Raw genomic sequence first — 17,685 nt, 5'->3', positions numbered from 1 at the left:
AATAAGCTTGTTTATTTTAAGGTTTAGGTGTGTGGGTTATCGATCCATTATCCACACAAAATGTGGATAACATTGTACATATCCTATGTTCATGTTTGTAAGTTGTTCATTTAAATGGGTTTTTCACGGGTGGTTAAAAAATACCCTGCAGGGGTGTTTGTGTATAAATACATTATTCTTACTTTTTTACATTGTTGAACGGGATTATCGTAATTTGACAGTGAAAGTGGTTAAAAAAGATCTTTTTTTAGGTGGATTTTAACCATTCGACTAAAATCTTTTGGTCGAGAATTGTGCGGACATACGTTGAGCGAGACATTTGCAAAATAAATTATCGAAACATTTATCACGCAAAGTAACAAACTAGGGGCAATATTGTTATTCGAAATAGCCTCGTTTATGGTATCTTTAATAAGATACTGTACTAGAGTATGGCGCTATCTATATGGGTCTATTATCGCCTACAATACAGCACCTTGTGGGCGTATTTGTTCAGTGAGCGATCTGGATTCGCTTTTAGTCAGTCATCAGTGAAGAGATTTGAAAAGAGTAATCGTTATGCAACCAACCGTAGCAGATACGTACAAACTAGGTCGAGACTATATAAAGGCCTGGCCGGAGCGTCCTGAGCTTGGCAACTATTTTTCGCAGTATCAAGCGGTGATGATGAGTCGCTTTGTCATAAAGTATGCCTATTCGCTTGCTTTGCTGGCAACGATCTTGCCATTAATGTTTATTGGTATAGAGCAGTTAAGGGTCGCGATATTTTACGGATTGTTTATCGCCTCGATGCCCGTTCAAGCGGTATTCCTGATGGCCAAACAGGCTAAACAGCGCTTGCCTCAAGCTCTTGCTATTTGGTATCGACAAGGCCTGGAAAAACTGCAACTGCAGATAAAAGACAAAGGCCAACAACACATCAAACTTAAGCAAAGTCGACCGACCTATTACGATCTTGCGAAATTACTCAATTATTCATACAACCAACACCCGTAAAGCTTGGCGCATGAGGTGGCGGTTAATCGTAGACCTAGATTTAATGAGATATTGTTTCTTGCCGTCTATAGATGAGAACTGTTTAACGTATGCACAGGTGAGGCGCTCTGCGAGCAAAGCAAGCGCCTGATGATTATCTGCTAAGGTGTTTTTTGATATAAACGGATAGTAAAGTCAGCCTGACAGCGGAAGTTACTCACTTTGGATAATGACTCAACCAGTTGTTCACTGCTTTTAAAGGCAAATGGTGTCATTGCCAGCAACGTCAACGCTTGCTCGCCGTGGTTAAACGCCATTTCATAGCGTAAGTGTTGTTCATCACACAACGTAAAGCCTTCAATGTGATGGTTTTCTTGATTGTGCTCACGCGGATCCTGGTATATCAATTGTTTAAGCTCCCACAAATGCTTGGCACCAGGGGTAACCGTTAACAAGTAACCATCATCAGCGAGCAAGCGATGGAATTCAACCGCTTTAATTGGTGCATATACACTGTATAACCAATCGGCGTAGCCATTAGCAAATGGTAACTGGGCTATGGATGCAACACTAAAGTGGCAAGTTTTGTAACTACGGGCCGCTAATTTAATGGCTTCTTTAGCAATGTCCACCCCATACACTTGAGTGGTCGCACTCTTGTGAGCGTGCGTGTAATAACCTTCACCACAACCAGCGTCAACAATACAGCCATTTGGCTTATACTTTTGTTGCAGGGCTACGATGCTGTCGCGCAAAGGTTGATAAAAATTTGCGGACAAAAAGGCGCGTCGAGCCATCACCATGTCTTTGTTATCACCAGGGTTCAGTGAGTGTTTAAACTGTACTGGTAATAAATTGACATAGCCTTGCTTGGCAATATCAAAACTATGTCTATTTTCACAGACATATTGTTTGTCATGCTGTTCAAGTGCACTTTGGCATATCGGGCACAAGTAGTTCGGTGCGGTAAAAGAAGGCTGTGTTACATCCGTCATCAGTGTGATTTCACTATGTTGTCGTGTCGTTTGATTGTCACTTGCGTGTTATTTAAAAGTAGACCAAATAGGTGCATGATCAGATGGCTTTTCGATACCACGTAGCTCATAATCGATGTCTGATTCAATACAACGTTCAGCTAGTGATGGCGTTGCTAAGACAACGTCTATACGCAGACCACGGTTATCATCGAATCCTTTAGATCGATAATCAAACCACGAATAACGATCGATGGTATCTGGATTGAGTTGGCGGAAAGTATCGATGAACCCCCAATCAAGCAACGTGGATAACCATTGTCTTTCTTCAGGTTGGAAACTGCACTTACCCGTTTTTAACCAGCGTTTGCGATTAACGTCACCAATACCTATATCTAAGTCAATAGGTGAAATATTAATGTCACCCATAACAATCAATTGTTCGTCCTTGTTGTGATTGTCGTTTAGATACGTCATTAAATCTCGATAAAATTGACGTTTATATGGGAACTTTGTCTCGTGATTAATATTATCACCTTGCGGGAAGTAACCATTCAGGACGGTAACTTTATTGCCATCATCATCCAGTGTTGTCACCATAATCATGCGCTTTTGGTGCTCATCCGTATCGCTTGGAAAGCCTTTTTGGACGCTAATTGGTGGCTTTTTACATAACATAGCGACACCGTAGTGAGCCTTTTGACCGTGGAAGTAGACGTGATAGCCCATGGCCTCAACCGCTTCGAGCGGAAAAGCTTCATCGTGTACTTTGATTTCTTGCAAGCCGATAATATCTGGTTGATGTTTATCAATGACCGCTTGTAATTGGTGTAGTCGAGCACGTAGCCCGTTTATATTAAAAGAGATTACTTTCATGACTGTTATTTTTGTCTACTTTAGATGGCAAGAGTTTAACAGGTATTGCTGGTCGCTAAAATGCTCTTACTGGGGTTAAATAATGAATTTTTTTGGAAATAAATTTAGTCTTTATAAATCAATTCACTAAAATGTAACCAAGAACAAAGCAAACACACTTGATTCCCCTTACGGTTGCCTTGTTAACGTGTCACTATGATGCGTTTGCCTAGGTGAGCGTCAGCAGCGTGATAGGGCGTATCGCAATAAGGCGATGTAACGGTGTTGTTTTGATGTTTTCTTTTTCGGTGTTGGTCTAACGAACGGATAACTTGGTTGAGAAAACTTAGGATGTAGTAGCGGTAGGAGAGGCGTAATCATTCGTGCAGTCGGCGAATATCAGGATAATGATAACATAACTTAGTGGAGCGATGACCATGGCAGACAATAAACCGAGCTTGAAAAAAATATTGTTGGTTGAAGATGATCGTCAGTTGTCAGATTTGATCAAAGATTTTCTGGTGAGTGAGGGCTTTCATGTTAAACAAGAGTTTCGCGGCGACACGGTAGCAAAAACCGTAGAAAATTTCTCGCCAGATTTAATTGTATTGGACGTGATGTTGCCAGGTAAAGATGGCTTTACAGTATGTCGAGAATTGCGACCAACTTACAGTAGCCCGATATTAATGCTTACTGCCAAAAGTACCGATTTTGATCAAGTACTTGGTTTAGAAATCGGTGCAGATGATTATGTAGCAAAGCCCGTTGAGCCAAGGGTGCTATTAGCGCGAATAAACGCATTGCTGCGTCGCGGTCAGTTACCCAAAGGTGGCAGTGAAAAGGCAGCGATCACCATTGGTAAATTACATATCAATCGTAACTCACGACAAGTGACCTTAGACGCTGAAAATATTGAACTAACTAGCCAAGAGTTTGACTTATTGTGGTTACTCGCTACTCGTGCAGGCGAAGTACAAAATCGCGATTATATTTATAAAGCGGTTGTTGGTCGTGAGTATGACGGCATGGATCGTAGCGTTGATGTGAGGATCTCTCGATTACGCAAAAAATTGCATGATTCTAATGAAACACCATTTCGCATTAAAACCATTTGGGGTCAAGGGTATTTATTTGTACCCGATGCGTGGAACTAAGGTATTTTTCGATCGAGCTTCACCTAGTTCGCAGAGCCCTAGATGGTTAGTATCTAGTGTGACTATGTCATTCAAACTATGAATTATTTGGATCATCGTGAAGTACTTTTGGGGGTATCGCCTAAAATGACACATCGTCCCAACTTGAACATGCATTGCCATGTTCAAAGATCATGTTCGCTAAAGTAGAGTGTTAGCGTGAAGTTGAGCCGATCTTTTTTCACTTTATATTTTCTCATTATTGCTTGTTTTGGCGTGTTAAGTTATGCCCTTGATGAACTATGGAGTAAAAACGTTGAGCAAGACGTTGAGTCATATACCGGTTATAAAACCTTTCTTATGGCAATTCGAGAGCAATTGCTAGCGCACAACGATGAGCAATGGGAACAACTTGTCAGCACCGCCAGTCAGCGTTATCAGTTAACCATGACGTTGGTAGATGAAGCGGACGTGGAGACCTTAAACCCCAGTCTCCAGTTCATTAAAGGCGAAGATGTCACGGTTTATTACGATGATGACTACGTTACCTTGTTCTTACCCATAGCGAACAGTGAACGGGTACTGATATTAGGTCCGGTACAATCGCCAACGCGGCCAAAAACCGAAGCTCTCGTTCGTGTTGCTATTTTATTACTACTGGCTGTGGTGGTGTTTTTTTGGATATGGCCTGTGTCACGAGATTTAGACCGCTTAGCCGTTGCGGCGAAAGCCTTTGGCGATGGTGAGTTTAATGCCACTGTGAATAAAGCCGACTCGTCCCTTGTTCAGCCCTTGATTGAAACCTTTAATATGATGGCGAGGCGCATTAATCATTTAATTGGCGCACATAAAGAGCTCACCAATGCGGTTTCTCATGAGTTACGAACGCCCTTGGCACGCAGTAAATTTGCGCTTCAGGTACTGCGCAGCGCCAACGAGGCACAAGTTCGGGAAAAATATACAGACTCTATTGATAACGATATTTGTGAACTGGAAACCTTAGTCAACGAACTGTTGATGTACGCATCATTTGATAGCCAGCAACCAAATATGGCCCTGCAAGCAACGGATATCATTGCCTTGGTTAATTATCAAGCTGTGGAGTTTGCTGATCAACCGGCGAACGTTCACATCGAAACTCCAAAGCATGATGTTATGGTTAGATGCGATCCTCACTATGTTAACCGTGCGGTTGCTAATTTACTCCGTAATGGCATTAAATATGGGCGAGGTGAAGTGCGCATAAAAGTGTCTGTTGTTGATGGGTATTGTCGAATCGATGTGGAAGATAATGGCGACGGGGTCGATGATAGCTTCAAAAAAATAATCTTTGATCCATTTTCACGGTTTGATCAAAGTCGCGGTAAAGATACCGGTGGCTTTGGCTTGGGGTTAGCTATCGTTAGCAAAATTATGTTGTGGCACAAAGGCAAAGTGGATGTTTCTGACAGTGAACTAGGTGGTGCAAGATTTAGCCTATATTTACCCGTAATGAGTGCATAGAACTATATTGGTACGGCTAGTTTATAGTCTCGACTGATTAGGCAAAGCGGTTATTTACCACAGCAGCGTTTCAATTTCTTACCACTTAAACAGGGACAATCTTCGTTTCGGCCAATTTTTTTAATGACGTTGTGTTCAATAATGTCGCCGTCGATATAGCGCCAGTGTTCTGACTCGATAACGAAGCGAGATTTCTCATGCATCACGCAAAGTTCACTCTGGTGCAGGTAATACGCTTTAAATTCGACATACTGTTGTGTTGCGTGATTATCTTCTTCAGTGGCGATGACCTCTAATTTTAACCACTTTGTTTGTTTCATCCAATCTGAGATATCATCGACGGAGTTGTCTGCTTGCTTGCTACTGGCATACGTATCGGCAACATATTGTGCATTGCCAAGTACATACGCCGTGTAACGAGAACGCATTAATGCTTCGCTATGGTTGGGCTTGAGTAAACCATCGATAATCGGTGAGCAACATTCGGAAAATGGGCGGTTTGAACCACACGGGCATAGGTTGTTTGTCATCGCAAAGTTTGTTTGAAACGGAATTTAGCGAACTATAGCAAACCACCGTTAACGATCAATAGCAATACTGATATTCAATGGTATGAGTTGCATTGTTATCTAGCCTTTAGGTCGCAATGTATTGTTTATGTATTAGTATCTTGCGTTGCCTACGTTACACCTATCGACGTGTTAAATATAAGCTTAGTAACATGCTGTGAGTCAGGTCGTGTTAACAGTAGCCGCTTATTTTTACCATTAATGAAGTCGATTTTGACGCTTTATGATGCACTCCGTCCTGCCATGTTCAGCACAACGTTGTAAAATCGCTAACTGGCTTTGGCTAAAGTGAGCACTACCGATGATGACGGTTGAGCAGTTACCCCGTTGCAATGTCGTCATTATTTTTTCAAATGATATGGGTTTCCCCTCACCGTTTACTCGCAATAATTTACCATGATCAACATGCTTGGCTAGCCCTTGTACATCATTACTCTCAAGGTCAATACACAGAATCCATCTCCGTTGATGTTGATTTTGTTTACACACCTTATTGATATCGAAGTCAATCGCTGAGTATTTAAGGTCAGCTTGTATTGGCAACCAATGATTGCTTGTTGTTCTATTAACCTTTTGTTTTTTCAATGTGAGTTGGTTCATAGTGCATCCCAATAAGTGATTAGATATACTGTATAAATAAACAGTATATCTGTTTTGGTTAGTCGTCAAGCTTTTTGTTGAACATTTATACAGTAAGTAGTGGGTGACTTATGGTGATGCTTGAGCGCAATGAATGGTTGTTATGCAAAAGCGAAGGTTGTTCATCGAGCAGTAAACACGCGTGACTCGTATTTGCGTTGCGATCGTTTCGTTGTGAAGGGATAAAAATATTTACTGGCATGAATAAACCACGATGGTGGCAATAATTATTATTCAGAGCAGTTATGAAGTGATATATACAGTTATCACGAATGGAGCAGGTATGGTTCAGGTTATTTTGATACAGAGTGAAGTTATCTTCGCAGGTATCAATCCCACTGTATAACCAATACAATGGGATTGATAATGGCATTATTTTTTACGAAATAAAGCGATAAAAAACACCATAAAGGTTAGCGCCAATCCACCTAATGCACCGCCACGATATCCTTCTCTAAACGTTACGTTAGCTGTTTCTGGATTTGACTTCAAAGAAGCCTTAAATTTTTCAAGCTGTAACTTTAGATTGCCAATCATGGCATTTGTCGCTTGTTCGAACCCTTCAAGGCTATCGGCTCGCAATTCTTGGCTAAGATTAATTGGCGTTGCGCTACCAACTACTTTACTGGTTCCAGGTGCTCGAAACAGCAGTTTTTTACTATCAATGTCATAAACAACCGTATCTATTAATGTGCTGGTATCATTTTTTTCGCCTGAAACGACATAAGCACCGACAATGGTCCAGTAACTAAGAGATAACATGCTTTCATCTGTAAACTGTACTTGGTCATAGGAAACGAGCGCGATGACGTCAATCCCGTACATTGTTTTTATTTGCTCAAGGTTGGCAAAACTGCCTTGCGGCGTTAAATAAGCGGTCGGGATCACTTCAATATCACTAACGACATCTAATTCTTTAAAATTGTCCGCAACTTGTTGCAATAATTGGTTTTTATGTGCTTCAGTTAGTGCGCTTGAATACTGCTTTCCTGTCCAAAAATTTTGTGCATAAGAGCCACTAGTGCTTTCAGGAACAAAGGCAATGCCCACCCGTAATGGGATGGTTAAGTTTGGAATTGAGGGTTCAACATAAGTTTCTACAGTTTTTGGATATAAGTAATCCATGACGCTACTTTTTGTACTCGCACGTTGGCTAGCGCATCCGCTGATACCTAACGCTATCAAAAGTAATATCATGATTTTCGTTATGTGTGATGTAGGCATTATTTTTATTTTCCTTTTAACCCTATTGGTTGATAGTAAAGCACGGTAACAATGTAGATGCTTAACAAGCGGTTAACATTGATTTGAAAGTATCAGAAAAACACGTTAATTCAAAGTCTTGGTCGATATGAGTAACGATTCTTGGTGTTTGCTATGTAGGGAATATAGGCTCTTGTTAGCTTCAGTTAACATAGCCGGACCATTTTATGCTCACAGCTGAATATTATGGATTCATCATTAGATAGGCTCAACTAGCTATCCCAATGGCGTGAGTGTGTTGATATAGTTCCCAACGCTTATTGACGTATTTGCTAAGCATCCAGGCAGTTAGAATACACTCACGATTGATTACCTAAGTCCAAACATGACTTGATCCTAATGACTTAAAACCATACTCTAGCAGGTATTGAGGTACTGACCGCGATGGTGTTAATGCTTTTACGTTAAAGCGACCATCTTCAGTCAAGGTTTTTAAACGCAGCAGCGGCTGATCATAGAGTTTTGGTAAGCATGAATTCCCCGTATACAGAGCAACAAGTTATTTCCCAGTGCAAAACATGGATAGAGAAAGTGATTATTGGCCTCAATTTTTGTCCTTTTGCCAAAAAAGACTACGTCAATAATCGAGTCCGCTATCGTGTTGTTGAAACGTCAGGTATTGACCATGCGCTGCAGGCGGTACTTGATGAAATGCATCATTTACAAACGCATCCTGAAACGGCAACGACGTTAGTTATTTTCCGTGAAGGCTTTGCATCCTTCGACCGCTATCTTGATTTGCTCGATTACGCGAATCAATTACTAAGCGATGAAGGTTTTGAAGGGGTTTATCAATTAGCGAGTTTTCACCCCAACTATTGTTTTGAAGGCGTCGCTAAGGATGATGTAACCAATTATACCAACCGTGCACCTTGGCCTATTTTGCATTTAATTCGCGAAGATATGGTGGAAAAGGTTGTTGCTTTGCACCCAGATCCCGAATCTATTCCAGAGACGAATATGTTGGTGTGCGAACAAAAGGGCGCTGAGTTTTTCGCAACAATCCTTAATAACTTAAATCACAATCATAAAAATTAACCTCACAAGGACGTAAATTGATATGCAGTTGATGCAATACAGCGCTGAGTTTATAACCATCGCTATCGCTCATTTATTGGCTGTTGCTAGCCCTGGGCCTGATTTTGCTGTGGTGGTTAAACAAAGCTTATCTCGTGGGCGCAAAGCCGCCCTCTATACAAGCGCAGGGATAGGTACGGCAATTTTGTTGCATGTGTTTTATTCGTTGGTTGGTATCGCCATCATCATTAAAAGTAATCCTCAGTTGTTTACCTACTTAACGTATGTCGCCGCCGCGTATTTATTTTATATCGGTGTGATGGGGTTGAAGGCGTCTCCATCTAAGCCCTCGGCTAACGCCACTGAGACGCAACGCGTTACGGAACAAACGCCGTGGCGAGCATATATGACCGGTTTTTTAGTGAATGGCTTGAATGTGAAAGCGACCATTTTCTTTTTATCATTGTTTAGTGTCATCATTTCAACCGACACCCCTATGTTGATTAAATCGGCTTATGGGCTATATATGGCGCTCGCCACCTTTGCGTGGTTTGCGTTTTTATCAACGATGCTTACCATACCTCGTTTTCGTTCGGCGTTACAAAATAATGGCTACTGGATTGAGCGATTGATGGGCGCGGTGTTAATTATATTAGCCGTTAATATCGTCATTGCTTAGTAAGTATGTGCCGAGGTTTTCACCACGCTATCGAGTTTTGCTGACATTTGATATAATCACCGCTTATTTGAATTTATTGTAGTTAGTTGTTGTGACAGATAAAAAAATTATTCACGTTGGTTCAACCCTAGAAAAAGCTCAGCGCGGTGAGTACACCATTAACGTAAGCAAGGTGTTAAAGGAAGGCTGGGCGTTAACTAAAGTGCACAAAATGCCCATTGTATCGGGGTTGATGCTGGTGTTGTTGATTGGTATTTTTGTGTCCTCAGTGATAATCCAATATATGGGTGGCGTTGAGGCTGTGCAAAACGACCCACAGGCGCAAGTGTTAGCCAACTTGTTGGCGACCATTATTATTTGGCCATTTTTAGCGGGTATTGAAATGATGGGGCTGTCGCACGCAGTGGGTATCAAAACCCGTACAGGATTTGTGTTTGCTTTTTTAAAGCGCAGTGCATTTGTTGCTATTGCCGCGCTAATTATCAGTTCATTATCTTCTCTTGGCTTTATGTTAATTTTACCAGGCATTTATATCGCCGTGGCGCAGTCTTTAACCATTCCGTTATTAATCGAAAAAAATATGTCGCCAATGGCCGCTATTATTGTGGCGTTTAAGGCAACACGCTTTCAGTGGTTGAGAATTTTTCAGATATATTGCGTGCTATTTACATTGTTATTGCTTGCTTTAGTTCCAGCATTTAGTGGTGCGCCAATTGTTGTTTCAGTGCCAGTATTGGTCATCGCATTAGTATTTTTGGGCCCGTATTTTTACAATGTAAAAGGCATTTTATATCGAGAAATTTTTGGTATATCAATGCAAGTCGTTGATAATAATGGCAAACAGGATACATACTTTTCTGCGTAAACGCAGCGATGTTGTGACGTAGAAAAGCTAAAATAAAGGATAAAAGTCGCCATGAAGCAGGTATTATCTTCTGACAAAAATATTAACGTTAATCGCAGACGCCACAAAACCATAAAAGGGGTGTTGCTATTAATGGTGTTCGTCATGATGATGGCGCCATTTATATTCTATCAGTCACAGGAAGTCGATATAGAGGTTAGTGAAGCGCAGATTGTTGATAAGATACCTAAGCAAGAGCGACCATTACATTCTGTCGACATCCCCGATTTTATGGCGATAGCTGATATAAATCAGCGTAAGCAGGCGTTCTTTAATTTTTTGAAGCCGGCAATTGATGCGGAAAACCAACGCTTGGCTACGATTAGAAACCGCTTGTTGTCGATACAGAGCGAATATCAACAACAGCGGGCATTAGACACGGTACAGGTAGAATGGCTTAATAACCTTGCAAAACAATACAAACTTGATGATGCCAATGCCATAGACGTTTCAATAGCGAAATTATTGCTAAGGGTCGATGAAATTCCTCGCGAGTTGGTATTGGTGCAGGCCGCAAACGAGTCCGCTTGGGGAAGCTCTCGCTTTGCCCGCATCGGTTTGAATTTCTTCGGGATTTGGTGCTTTAAAAAGGGCTGCGGTCTGGTGCCGAAAGGGCGTGAATCGGGATTACAGCATGAAGTGGCTAGTTTTTCGTCAGTAGAACAAATGATCCGCCATTATTTCCACAATTTAAACACCAACGGCGCGTATAATATGCTGAGAAAAATACGAGCTCAGTTACGTCAACATAACCTTCCGTTGCGCCCCAGCGTGTTAGCAACGGGCTTATTACCATACTCCGAACGTGGTATTGATTACGTTGTTGAAATCAATACCATGCTCCGCCACAATGAAAAGTATATAAAATCATGAAAAAATTACTGTTGTTATCTTTAGGTTTGTTTGCTAGTTCGGTGCAAGCGGTTGATTTGGAATATAAAGGATTTTACCAACGCCTGACGTTAATCGAAGAAAATAACCTAGATAAAATTACCATTGGCTTTTACTTAGTGGATTCTTATACGCGTGAGCGTTGCCCGTTAACTGGAGCAAAAATGCTTAAAAGAGATGGTAGTAAAGACCCTATTGATATTGCCGCAGATGGTCAGCTTATGGTGCCGTTATCGCAACAATACTACGATGAATTTGCGCTGTTAAGAGTTGAGCAAAGTGATGACCGTCAAAATTGTATTTTGCAAATGCAGATGCAAGCAAGAGATAAACAACAGACGGAATTTAGCTATCAGCAGTTGGCGACGATTACTTGGCAGCTACAGGAATTGGTGGATGAATTTGGCGGCTTCTTGTCGTTTATGATGCCCGATGTCCAAGGTTTGCATATTCAGTTGCAAAACCAGCAAGACGTGGCTTATATCGCTAGCGATCTGAAACAACAGCTAAGCTGTGAGCAAGATAAATGTCAGCTTTTGATGAAACAAAATGACGAGCGTGAGCAAACCGCAATTCGCTTTGCTAAACCGCCAGTAGTGATATCTCCCTGGATAGAAGATTAACTCAACAAAATTGGCAAAAAAATCGAAGTGCAGATAATTTACTAGACAGAGTTACGTACCCGATACCTGAAGCCAACAAAAAGTTTCCATTAAAAAAGCCAGTGCATTGGCTAATGCGCTGGCTTTTCCGTTTTTGTAGCGTGCTATATGGGCATTATCCAATGTCCATCTACTGTGTTATTGGGGCATCGCTAATACTGGAACGGGCAAGATAATAGGGCTGTTATCTACCGGTCCATTACTTAAAAAGGCTTGCATACGCTTTAACACATCAGGAGAGGATAGGAACAAGTTGTGACCGGCGTTTTCAACCATGATTTGCGTCACATTGGTTAAATTACTGACTGCTTGAGATTGCTCTTGAGGGTAAGTTCTGCCGTCGAGAGAGCCTGTTAGCAACAACGTAGGAACATCAGATGTAGGCTTTTGTCGAAACTCACTGCCTAAGTCGAGTTTTGAGTCAATATTATTGAGCATAGGCATAGGGAAATTCAAATAGTCTTCTAAAATCGCGCTTTTTGCTTGTTTTTGTATTAGGCTAAGGCGCTGTGTTGATACACCAGACGCGACATCCATGGCTAACGACATCAGTTTGAAGCCAATGGGCTCATCTTTAAAAATACCGCGGCTGATTATTTGCGTGATCAGTTCGGTGTTACCCTGGTCAAGCTGTCGGTACATTTCAATCAACATCGCCACGTATTGATTGGGGTCGGCAATCATCATACTGGCCAGCATTTTTAAATGCACAGACTGTAATAAAATGTCATTGTTGCTACCATCTTGGTAGGTTGGTTTTACACGCACTGGCTTATTATCAAGCGACGCATGTACACGGCGCATCATCGCCGCTAAATCAGGCACCTGTTGTTTTAACGGTTGCTGATTAATAATTGATTGAACCTTCGTAAAGTAAGCGTCGTTTTGTGCAGGCAATTTGACGGTTTGATCTAACCCTTCAGCACTCGCGATAATAACTTTGTCAATGTGCTCTGGAAACAGTTTCACTGCACTCATCGCTAAATGACTGCCATAGGATATGCCCCATAACGTGATTTTCTCAGCACCTAAATGCTGGCGTAAATCATTAATATCGAGCGCATTTTGCACGGTTGTATAGCCGTAAATATCAACCCCTTGTTGCTGCCATTTTGCGAAACATTGCTGTGCTGCTTGTTGGTAGCTATTTGTCAGTTGAACTTTGCTGATTATGCTACTGTGGTCAAGTGTTACGTCTGATACACAATAATCCGCTTGCTCGGAAGCACCGGTTCCTCTTTGATCTAATGCAATCACATCACCATGTGCTCTTAGTGCTTCAAACAATGGAAAACGGCGCCATTTTGCCGTACCTATTCCAGAGCCGCCAGGACCGCCTGCAAGGTAGACTATCGGTGGGCCTTTTTTATCGGTTGTCGCTGGAAAACGCACGTAGTTAATACGAATGTTACGGCTGCTCGCATTATTGCGATTCTCTGGAACAAAGAAATGCCCGTCAATAGCATCGGTGGTTTCACCACTGTTGGCTTTAAACGTGATTGGTGTCTCATTGGTATATAACGCTTCGTTGTCTGCATATGCCAACGCAGAGGCAGTTAGTGATACGGTTAACATTAAAGAAAGATAGTTACGCATGGGGGGGACTCCATATCCATTTTTGTTGATTTACGTTTATTAAATCGGTGATTCATGTTTAGAGCGAGAAAAACTCTTTAAGAGGCGGAAAAACAATGCTTTAATGGACCAAAGGTAGTAAATAATCGGTAAACGGTTAAACAAAAATGCGTAATTTAGCCTATAAATTGGCCAGTTTGTTCTCTATGTTAATGATATTGGTGTTGACGGTAAACAAGGCTTTTGCCGCGCCAATCATTCTCCCTCTTGGCCACGATAACGATGTGGTTGTTTGTGAATTTGCTAAATCACAACAACATATCCCCCAGTTTAATGAACCCGAATGTCAGAGCATGAGCTTAGCTCAAGTCGATCCACAAGGTAGAGAGCTGTGGCTGTCAATCTCGTTTGAACGCTCCGAGCACTGGCAACACATCGACCCGCCATACGGATTGTTTGTTTTTGCGAAAACCTCAAGCAATGTCTTTTTAAATGGCGTGCCGTTAGGTAAAAATGGTAGCCCTGGAAATAAGTCCATTGAGCAAGTCGGCAAAATGGACAGCGCATTTTATGTTCCTGAGCACGTAGTAAAAGCACATAACAATGAATTGGTGATGCACCTATCAGCGCAACACAGCCTGATCGCGTTGAATCATCCGCTGCATTTGATTGGATTTGGTCAATATGGAGATACCAAACAGTTTATCCAAACCTTTAGTGGGTTTGGGTTGGTACTGGTTGGTGCGTTTTTAGTTGGCGCATTGTATTTCTTAATACTGAGTGTCGGTAAACGGGGGAGCACAGATCATCGTATTTTGACCGCGCTTTGCTTATTAGCGGCGATACAACTGTTGACTGAATTATCGCGGGGGTTGATCAATTATGATTACCCAATACATGATGTACGACTAGTGTCGGTGACTGCCTGTTCGTTTATTTTTGGTGTGTTGTTGTTGGCATACAGTTCATTTAAGGTGGCGGGTAAGCATGCCCTTCATTGGATTTATATTGGTATTATGCTTAGCGTGCTCGCCGTGTTATTTGCTCAAGGGTTTGATAGCAAAACCACGCTAGGGATATTTATCCCGTTGCTGGTGAGCTCTTTACAGTTATTATTTTACTGGTATCAAAACAAACAGTCGCGTCTTTTGCGCTGGTTTTGCGTACAAATGCTTATTGGCGTTACGATACTCATTAGTGCGTCGAGTTTTCACGAAATTACGTATTTTGCGGTTATTGCTGTTTTGCTTTGCTACTTATTCATTCAACAGGCTCGTGAATATCGTGCCCAGCAACAGCTATTAGCCAGTGAACAATCTCGTATTGCCAAGTTGGAATACTCGCTCGCGCAAAATGCACAAGTGCAACGGCCTACAAACATCGAAATTAATTGGCAAGGAAAGACTGAGTTCATTGTAACTTCGGATATCACGTATGCGAAAGCGGCGGGGGATTATGTTGAATTACATTTAACCGATGGTGCAAGTAAACTGTTTACAGGTACTTTAAAGCAATTAGAGCAACATTTACCAAGCACGTTTATACGTGTGCATCGCTCCTACGTGGTTAACCTCGCGCAGGTTGTCTCATTAGAGAGCAGCGATAAGATGAGCGCTAGTCAAAATGTCTTGTGCTTACAGAACGATTATCAGGTGCCAGTGAGTCGTCGGCTTTTGCCGGTCGTTAGGAAGTCATTAAAGTCAACGTAGATATGTTGGCGTGTAGTATGATGATTGTAATCGAGACAGCAATATTTCAGGCTTTACTAGCTCCATCGTGGAGCTAGTAACTGTGCACAAGCACAAAGATAAGGTTTACTTATATTGTGATGATTATAAGTGCACTTTAACCATAAAGCTGAAGGTCGATTCAGTATCAAGACCAGGGAAGTCTAAACCGAACTTGTTAACCCAGTACGAGTATTCAACACCTGCTTCAAATTTCTTCGGTACACCGAAGAACTTACCAACATCCATACGTAATTGTGGGTTGAAGTGGAAATCTGATGCGTGAGTCTCTTCAGCTGAAGACCAATCAATGTAACCGTCAAACATGAAATCCGCATTTTCTACGCTAAATGGTAAACCCCAAACTACAGTCAATTGTTGGTCGTTGTCTACTAGCTCGTTGTTCGCTTGGTAAACGTTAACATTGAAGTAAGCAAAGCCAGGAACGGCGATGTCAGCACCAAAACCTACTAGGTAGTTATCAAATGTATTGTTGAAACCATTTGATACGAACGTAGAGTGTTCCCATGTGGTTGATACGTAAACGTCAGAGATCACACCGTACTTTAGCTCAGAGCCAGTTAAGTAGCTTAGACTAAAACGTGGTGACAATTCAGAGTAGGTTTCTTTTGCGCCATCGTGGTTGGCATCTTGTTTGTAATCAAGACGATCAGCAAAGAAGAATAAGTCACCCCAGTTGTGACCTGATGCGTGCTCAAGTGTTACCGTAACAACGTCATCATGAGTGTTTACTTCGTATTCGCTGGCGTTTTTAAGCAATGATACCGAGTTGTCGCTCCAGAACATTTCAGCGTTAGCAACAGACGAAGTGAAGGCTGCGCCTGCAATCATTGCAGATGCAAATAAAGATAAAATTTTTTTCATGGTATTACCTAGATATTACAACAAATGGTGGCGTAGGTGATGTAAACACCTTGCCTAAACGATGGTAGGGTGATGACACCCTACCTAAATTGAGTTTATGAAAAAGCGAATTTAGCAACGAATAGAGCAGACAGTACCCAAACGCTGGCGCTTACTTCATTAAGACGACCGGCAAATAAACGCACAGCCGCGTAGCTGATAAAGCCAAAGGCAATACCATCAGCAATCGAGAAGGTTAATGGCATGCTCAGCAATACAACGGCAACTGGCACGGCATCCATTAAGTTATCCCACTTAACTTGCGCAAGGCTGCCAATCATAAGCACACCAACGAAGAATAATGCACCTGCGGTAGCGTACGCTGGGATCATGCCAGCAAGTGGTGAGAAGAACAGCGCTAAAATAAACAATGCAGCAACGGTTACCGCAGTAAGACCGGTACGGCCACCGGCAACAACACCCGCAGCACTTTCAACATAACTGGTTGTTGTTGAAGTACCTAGTAGAGAACCAGCAACAGTTGCACCTGAGTCGGCAAATAGTGCCTTTTTCAAGCGTGGTAAGTTACCGTTTTTATCTAGCATGTTGCCACGTTGGGCAACGGCGACTAAAGTACCAGAGGTATCGAATAAGTCGACAAATAAGAAGGCGAAGATAACGCTGATCATGCCGACTTCTAACGCACCTGAGATATCAAGTGCCATAAAAGTAGGTGCAATTGATGGTGGCATAGACACGATACCCGTGTAGGCAACATCGCCAAAAATGATACCTAAAATGGTGACGATTAAAATCGCAATCATTACCGCACCTTGTACGTTAAGGCTTATTAAACCAACGATTAAGAATAAGCCTAAAATCGCCATTAATGGACCAAATGAGGTAATGTCACCTAGCGTAACTAAGGTGGCAGGGCTGGCAACAATGATACCTGAGTTCTTTAAGGCAATTAGCGCTAAGAACATACCAATGCCCGCCGCGATAGCGTAACGTAGTGCATGCGGAATTGAGTTGATTACCCATTCACGTACTTTAAATGCACTTAGCAAGGTAAAGATCACACCTGAAATAAATACGCCACCTAATGCGACGTTCCAGCTATAACCTAGCTCCATCACCACGGTGAACGTGAAGAAGGCGTTTAAGCCCATACCCGGTGCTAAGGCAATAGGGTAGTTAGCGTATAGACCCATGATTAAACAGCCAATCGCGGCTGCTAAACAGGTTGCAACAAATACCGCACCCTGATCCATACCGGTCATTGCTAACATTGATGGGTTAACAAAGATGATGTAACCCATGGTTAAGAAGGTAGTAAAACCTGCCAGAATCTCTTGCTTGACATTGGTGCCATGTTCAGCAAGTTTGAACAGTTTTTCAAACATGTATAGTATCCCAAAAATTGTGTGGTTTTCGACCTGTTACGCTTACCGC

17 protein-coding genes are annotated in these 17,685 nt (G+C 42.0%); 9 read left to right on the top strand and 8 right to left on the bottom strand.

Going from position 1 to position 17,685, the window contains the following annotated elements; genetic code table 11:
* Positions 1-558: 558 nt before the first annotated feature.
* The gene (yfbV, locus tag ACAX20_RS08330; RefSeq protein ID WP_371185360.1) at positions 559-996 is read left to right on the top strand and encodes a terminus macrodomain insulation protein YfbV; all 438 of its coding nucleotides are present in this window, start codon (positions 559-561) and stop codon (positions 994-996) included.
* Positions 997-1,136: 140 nt separating this feature from the next.
* On the opposite strand, the gene rlmA is transcribed toward yfbV, so the two are convergent.
* A complete protein-coding gene (rlmA, locus tag ACAX20_RS08325; protein WP_371185358.1) occupies positions 1,137-1,970 on the bottom strand; it encodes a 23S rRNA (guanine(745)-N(1))-methyltransferase in 834 nt (277 codons plus the stop codon).
* 48 nt (positions 1,971-2,018) lie between these two features.
* On the bottom strand, positions 2,019-2,825 hold the full coding sequence (gene xthA / locus ACAX20_RS08320; RefSeq protein ID WP_371185356.1) for an exodeoxyribonuclease III: 807 nt from the start codon (positions 2,823-2,825) through the stop codon (positions 2,019-2,021).
* Between the two features lie 437 nt (positions 2,826-3,262).
* Here xthA and ACAX20_RS08315 point away from each other — a divergent pair, with 437 nt between their 5' ends.
* The gene (locus ACAX20_RS08315) at positions 3,263-3,958 is read left to right on the top strand and encodes a response regulator (protein WP_371189621.1); all 696 of its coding nucleotides are present in this window, start codon (positions 3,263-3,265) and stop codon (positions 3,956-3,958) included.
* Positions 3,959-4,156: 198 nt separating this feature from the next.
* On the top strand, positions 4,157-5,440 hold the full coding sequence (locus tag ACAX20_RS08310; RefSeq protein WP_371185354.1) for an ATP-binding protein: 1,284 nt from the start codon (positions 4,157-4,159) through the stop codon (positions 5,438-5,440).
* Positions 5,441-5,490: 50 nt separating this feature from the next.
* Here the strand turns inward: ACAX20_RS08310 and ACAX20_RS08305 are convergent, their stop codons facing one another.
* The 3 genes from ACAX20_RS08305 to rhlP all read right to left on the bottom strand — a co-directional run bounded on the left by ACAX20_RS08305 (position 5,491) and on the right by rhlP (position 7,845).
* Positions 5,491-5,970 carry a YchJ family protein gene (locus ACAX20_RS08305; protein WP_371185352.1) on the bottom strand — a complete coding sequence of 160 codons (480 nt, stop codon included), beginning with the start codon at positions 5,968-5,970 and terminating at the stop codon, positions 5,491-5,493.
* 237 nt (positions 5,971-6,207) lie between these two features.
* The gene (locus ACAX20_RS08300) at positions 6,208-6,609 is read right to left on the bottom strand and encodes a hypothetical protein (protein WP_371185351.1); all 402 of its coding nucleotides are present in this window, start codon (positions 6,607-6,609) and stop codon (positions 6,208-6,210) included.
* Between the two features lie 411 nt (positions 6,610-7,020).
* On the bottom strand, positions 7,021-7,845 hold the full coding sequence (gene rhlP / locus ACAX20_RS08295) for a rhombotarget lipoprotein (RefSeq protein WP_371189620.1): 825 nt from the start codon (positions 7,843-7,845) through the stop codon (positions 7,021-7,023).
* 537 nt (positions 7,846-8,382) lie between these two features.
* Between rhlP and ACAX20_RS08290 the strand changes: the two genes are divergently transcribed.
* From ACAX20_RS08290 to ACAX20_RS08270, 5 genes are all read left to right on the top strand, one after another.
* Complete coding sequence (locus ACAX20_RS08290; protein ID WP_371185349.1) at positions 8,383-8,949, top strand: DUF1415 domain-containing protein; 567 nt, start codon at positions 8,383-8,385, stop codon at positions 8,947-8,949.
* Between the two features lie 31 nt (positions 8,950-8,980).
* Positions 8,981-9,607 carry a LysE family translocator gene (locus tag ACAX20_RS08285; RefSeq protein WP_371189618.1) on the top strand — a complete coding sequence of 209 codons (627 nt, stop codon included), beginning with the start codon at positions 8,981-8,983 and terminating at the stop codon, positions 9,605-9,607.
* A gap of 91 nt (positions 9,608-9,698) precedes the next feature.
* Positions 9,699-10,472, top strand: coding sequence for a hypothetical protein (locus tag ACAX20_RS08280; protein WP_371185347.1), 774 nt, complete (start codon positions 9,699-9,701; stop codon positions 10,470-10,472).
* A 51-nt stretch (positions 10,473-10,523) separates the two neighbouring features.
* Positions 10,524-11,384, top strand: coding sequence for a glucosaminidase domain-containing protein (locus ACAX20_RS08275; RefSeq protein WP_371185345.1), 861 nt, complete (start codon positions 10,524-10,526; stop codon positions 11,382-11,384).
* Positions 11,381-12,025: a DUF2987 domain-containing protein gene (locus ACAX20_RS08270; RefSeq protein WP_371185343.1), complete on the top strand. Its 645-nt coding sequence runs from the start codon at positions 11,381-11,383 to the stop codon at positions 12,023-12,025. Before ACAX20_RS08275 ends, ACAX20_RS08270 begins: the two co-directional genes overlap by 4 nt.
* Before the next feature lie 177 nt (positions 12,026-12,202).
* Here ACAX20_RS08270 and ACAX20_RS08265 read toward each other — a convergent pair whose 3' ends face one another.
* A complete protein-coding gene (locus ACAX20_RS08265) occupies positions 12,203-13,660 on the bottom strand; it encodes an alpha/beta fold hydrolase (RefSeq protein WP_371185341.1) in 1,458 nt (485 codons plus the stop codon).
* A 146-nt stretch (positions 13,661-13,806) separates the two neighbouring features.
* Between ACAX20_RS08265 and ACAX20_RS08260 the strand changes: the two genes are divergently transcribed.
* Positions 13,807-15,348: a LytTR family DNA-binding domain-containing protein gene (locus ACAX20_RS08260; RefSeq protein WP_371185339.1), complete on the top strand. Its 1,542-nt coding sequence runs from the start codon at positions 13,807-13,809 to the stop codon at positions 15,346-15,348.
* Between the two features lie 123 nt (positions 15,349-15,471).
* Here the strand turns inward: ACAX20_RS08260 and ACAX20_RS08255 are convergent, their stop codons facing one another.
* Both ACAX20_RS08255 and ACAX20_RS08250 read right to left on the bottom strand, forming a co-directional pair.
* Positions 15,472-16,251, bottom strand: coding sequence for an outer membrane protein OmpK (locus tag ACAX20_RS08255; RefSeq protein WP_371185337.1), 780 nt, complete (start codon positions 16,249-16,251; stop codon positions 15,472-15,474).
* Between the two features lie 95 nt (positions 16,252-16,346).
* Complete coding sequence (locus ACAX20_RS08250) at positions 16,347-17,636, bottom strand: NCS2 family permease (protein ID WP_371185335.1); 1,290 nt, start codon at positions 17,634-17,636, stop codon at positions 16,347-16,349.
* Between the last annotated feature and the right edge of the window lie 49 nt (positions 17,637-17,685).

The organism is Thalassotalea sp. Sam97, from assembly GCF_041379765.1.
In the GTDB taxonomy this organism is placed as follows: Bacteria; Pseudomonadota; Gammaproteobacteria; order Enterobacterales; family Alteromonadaceae; genus Thalassotalea_A; species Thalassotalea_A maritima.
The sequence above is the reverse complement of the archived record's forward strand: the minus strand, read 5'-3'. Positions and strand labels throughout refer to the sequence as shown.